At 61.9% G+C, this 4,402-nt stretch carries 3 protein-coding genes; 2 read left to right on the plus strand and 1 reads right to left on the minus strand.

The window, feature by feature from the left end; genetic code table 11:
* Positions 1 to 129 precede the first annotated feature (129 nt).
* The gene (locus ABD842_RS14025) at positions 130 to 525 is read right to left on the minus strand and encodes a hypothetical protein (protein ID WP_345115079.1); all 396 of its coding nucleotides are present in this window, start codon (positions 523 to 525) and stop codon (positions 130 to 132) included.
* A gap of 141 nt (positions 526 to 666) precedes the next feature.
* Here ABD842_RS14025 and ABD842_RS14030 point away from each other — a divergent pair, with 141 nt between their 5' ends.
* Together ABD842_RS14030 and ABD842_RS14035 are read left to right on the plus strand one after the other, a co-directional pair.
* Positions 667 to 3,666, plus strand: a complete 3,000-nt coding sequence (locus ABD842_RS14030) for a M1 family metallopeptidase (protein WP_345115082.1) — start codon at positions 667 to 669, stop codon at positions 3,664 to 3,666.
* 12 nt (positions 3,667 to 3,678) lie between these two features.
* Positions 3,679 to 4,284, plus strand: coding sequence for an inorganic diphosphatase (locus ABD842_RS14035; protein WP_345115084.1), 606 nt, complete (start codon positions 3,679 to 3,681; stop codon positions 4,282 to 4,284).
* The last annotated feature ends 118 nt before the right edge of the window (positions 4,285 to 4,402 follow it).

The raw sequence follows: 4,402 nt of genomic DNA on the forward strand, positions 1-4,402 counted from the left end.
CTACTTAACCCCCAATCAAGTCCATTCGCAAGGAAAAAGCCCCGCCGGAAAATCCGAGCGGGGCCCTTGCCTTATTCATGTCAACATATAGCCGGACGAGACACAGGCGCTTCGAAAAAAGCGTCTGGTCTAGCTGTTTTGCAGATCCTGCTCGGCGCTGTTGGCCGTGTCGGGGTGCTGCACCTGCTTGCCGGCGGCCAGCAGGGCCTCGCCCAGCTTCTCAACGCGCGGCTGGGTGTTGCCATCGGCAAATACGGCGGCCTTCACGGTGTTTTCGCCCAGACGGGTGAGCAGGCGGCCGATAACGTCCTTGTCGTAGGTACCGGAGCCGAAATGGGCTTTAAGCTCCTGCAGATCCACCACGACCTGGTGCAGCTCGGGGTTGTTGGCATCCTTGATATCCTGAATCCAGCGCTGCAGGGTGTTGTCGAGGCCGGAGCGCTCTACTTCTTCCAGCAGATTGCCGCTTAGCAAGGTGGCGGCGGCGTCGAGGTGTACTTGGTTTTGAACTTCGGTCTTTTCCATGGTGGGGTGTTTTGGCGGCAGGATAAAAGCCCTGTCCCGTGGTAAGCTAACGTTCAGGCGCGGGTAGGGTTATTCCTTGTGCAGGTTTTCCGGGCCGAAAACGTACTTTCGCTGCGCTTTTGTTTTATCTCATTCCCTTACATGAAAAAATTCTTCGCGGGCCTGGTCCTGGCCGCTTCACCCCTGCTGGCGCAGGCCCAGGAAACGGTCCGGGCAGCTTACTGGCAACAGGAGGCCAATTATTCCATTGACGTCACCCTCGATGACAAGCAGCACCTGCTCACGGGCACCGAGGAAATTCAATACACCAACAACTCGCCCGAGCAGCTCACCTTCATCTGGTTTCACCTCTGGCCCAACGCCTACAAGGATAACACCACGGCCTTTGCCAAGCAGCAGCTGCGCAACGGCAGCCGCAAGTTCCAGTTTGCCAAAGCCAGCCAGCGCGGCTCCATCGACCAGCTCGACTTCAAAGTCAACGGCCAGCCGGCCCAGCTCACCTACGACCCTCAAAACCCCGACATTGCCAAGCTGACCCTGCCCCAGCCGTTGGCGGCGGGCGCCAAAGCTACCATCACCACGCCCTTCCGGGTGAAGATTCCGGATTCGTTTTCGCGCTTCGGCCACGTCAGCCAGTCCTACCAGATTTCGCAGTGGTACCCCAAGCCGGCCGTGTACGACCGGCGGGGCTGGCACCAGATGCCCTACCTGGACCAGGGCGAGTTCTTCTCCGAGTACGGCTCCTTCGACGTGCGCATCACGCTGCCGGCCAACTACACCGTGGGGGCCACCGGCGTGCTGCAGAACCCCGACGAGGTGCAGCGCCTGGATCAGCTGGCCGCCGCTACGGCCCTGAAAAAGACCCAAAAGGATTTCGGCACCGACCTTTCTTTTCCGGCCTCGGCGCCCGAAACCAAAACCCTGCGCTACCAGCAGGACCGCGTGCACGACTTCGCCTGGTTTGCCGACAAGCGCTTCAACGTGCTCAAGAGCGGCGTTACGCTGCCCTCGGGCCGCGCCGTTACCTCGTGGGTGCTCTTTACCAACACCGACGCGCTGAAGTGGGTGAAAGGCCTGCAGGAAGTGAATGACGCGCTGACCTACTACTCCAAGTGGGTGGGCGAATACCCCTACTCGGCCGCCACGGCCGTGGACGGGGCGCTGAGCGCCGGCTCGGGCATGGAATATCCGATGGTGACGGTGACCATGCCTTCGGCCATTGTGCACGAGGTGGGCCACAACTGGTTTTACGGCATTCTGGGCTCCAACGAGCGGGACTACGCCTGGCTCGATGAGGGCGTGAACTCCTACGTCGAAAACCGGGTGCAGGCGCTGACCGATACGCTGGCCGGTGATTTTAGCGGTATCCTCAAGTCGCAGAAGGTAGCGGCCCTGGTCGGTATCGACGGGCTCAACAGCGCGGCCCTGAACCAGGTGCCCTACCAGGTGGTAGCCAGTCGGGGCCTCGACCAGCCCGTGAGCAGCATGACCTCGGCCGACTATGGCAAGCTCAGCTACGGCTTTATCGTGTACGGCAAAACGGCTTCGCTGCTGAAGTATCTGGCCGGCTACCTGGGCCAGGACACGTTCGACAAGGCTATGCACGCCTATTACGACAAGTGGCAGTTCAAGCACCCGTATCCGGAGGACATGCAGGCCGTGTTTGAGGAATCGACGGGTCAGAAGCTGGACTGGTTTTTCAAGGACATGCTGCCCGGCACTGCCCACTACGACGCAGCCGTATCCGATTTGCAGCTCACCGACACCCAGGTGAAGGTGCTGGTCCGCAACGACTCCCCGGCCCCGTTTGCCGTGCCCGTATCTACCGTGGATGCCCAGGGCAAGATTCTGGAAACGCAGTGGACGCCGGTTATTGGCATCGAAGACGGCGAGGATGAAATCCAGCTCGACTTCCGCCGCGCCGGGGCCGTGGCCGTGGTAGTGGATGCCGAGTACCTGACGCCCGAGCTGAACCGCCGCGACGACCGGATGAAGATCAACGGCAGCTTCCGCACCTTCGAGAAGCTGCAGATAAAGCCCCTGGCCAGCGTGGAGCGCTGGGACCGAAGCACGCTCAACTGGGCGCCGGTGCTGGGCGCCAACACCTCCGATAAGCTGATGGTGGGCGCGGCCTTCTACAACAGCCCGCTGGTGACCAAGAACCTGAACTACCTGCTCATGCCGATGTACAGCTTCAACCAGAAGGAACTCAACGGCGTGGCGACGGTAAACGTGAACGTGCTGCCCAGCTCCGTTTCCCGGCAGATTGTGACGAGTCTGACGGTGCAGCGCTTCGCACGGTACCGTAAAGTGGAGCCCAGCATTACGTTTATGCTGCCCAAGTCCGCTTTCGGCCGCCCCCAGCACTCGGTTAGCCTTGCCAACACGGCCGTGAAAGACCAAGACCTGGACCAGACCTCGAGCATTCAGAGCCTGGAGTACGCCGTGAAGGGCGGCAACGCCCTGCAGACCTGGGGCGCCAACGTTGAGTTCAACCAGCTGACCTCCGCCATTGCCCGGGAAACCGGCTCCCGCAATGCCCTGCTGCTGCGGGCCACGGCCAACTACCAGCGCTACTATTCGCCCAAGAAAATGATTTCGGTCCGGCTGTTTGGGGGCCGTTTCCTGCAAAACGACAGCAGCGGCTTCGTAATGGGCCTGAGCGGCAGCCCCGACTACCGCCGGCAGACGGCCTTCCTCGACCGGCAGCAGATTTCGGATGCCTTTACCGCCCAGGTACACCAGACCGACGACCGGGACGGGGCTTTCAAGGGCTACATGCCGCTGCAGAATAACGTAGGTGGCCAGGGTGGCGTGTTCAGCCAAAAGTGGTTGACCACGCTCAACGTGCAGGCCGACCTGCCCGTGACCAGCCTGAAGCTGTTTGCGGACCTGGGCGCCACGAAAGAGTACTTCGCCCTGGCCAATGGCAAAACCCAGGCCCAGCACATCTTCTACGATGCGGGCTTGGTGGTGCCCGTCCTGAATGACGTCCTGCAGTTTTATCTACCCGTAGCCGGCTCGATGTACAACAACAGCTTTCCCAGCAGCCGCAAGGACTTCACCGACCGGATCCGCTTTGTACTGAAGCTGAACCAGCTGAATCCGTTTCAGCTGCTGAACACCCAGCTGGCCCAATAACCCGCCCGGCCTATGCGCTTCTCCCGCGCTGCATGTATTCTCTGGGTGGGCGGCCTGGGCGTAGTCGGCTGTCAGTCCGACTACGCCCAGCTGCCCACGTTCTCGGCCGAGCGTAAGCTGCTGCAGGTAGTGGTCGAAATTCCGGCCGGCACCAACCACGAGCAGGTATACGACCCGGCCAGCCGGGAATTCCGCCGCATTCAGCGCGCTGGTCAGGACCGGCAGGTCGAGTTCCTGCCCTACCCCGGCAACTTCGGCTTTATTCCCGGCACCCACACCGCGCCCGCGCCGGGCTTTCCGGCCGGCCGGCCCCTGGGCGCGCTGGTCCTGACCGAAAGCCAGCCGGCGGGCACCGTGCTCGAGGTGCTGCCCATTGGCCTGCTGCTGCTCGACGCGGCCGGCACCCTCGAGCAGGTGGTGCTGACCATTCCGGCGCGGCCCAGCCAGCAGATTCTGCCCCAAGCCACCACCTGGGCCGAATTCCTGCGGCACTACCCCGCCGCCCGCGAAACCCTGCGGCTCTGGTTTCAGCACCGCGGCAGCCCCGGCGAGTTGCGCATTGTGGGCTGGAAGGACGAGAAGGTTGCCCTGCAGCAGGTGCGGGCCGCCATGCAGTAGCCGCCCCGGGACAATGTGTCTCGTCCGGCTATATGTTGACATGAATAAGGCAAGGGCCCCGCTCGGATTTTCCGGCGGGGCTTTTTCCTTGCGAATGGACTTGATTGGGGGTTAAGTA

The sequence above is a fragment of the Hymenobacter algoricola genome, from assembly GCF_039539525.1.
Taxonomy (GTDB): Bacteria; Bacteroidota; Bacteroidia; order Cytophagales; family Hymenobacteraceae; genus Hymenobacter; species Hymenobacter algoricola.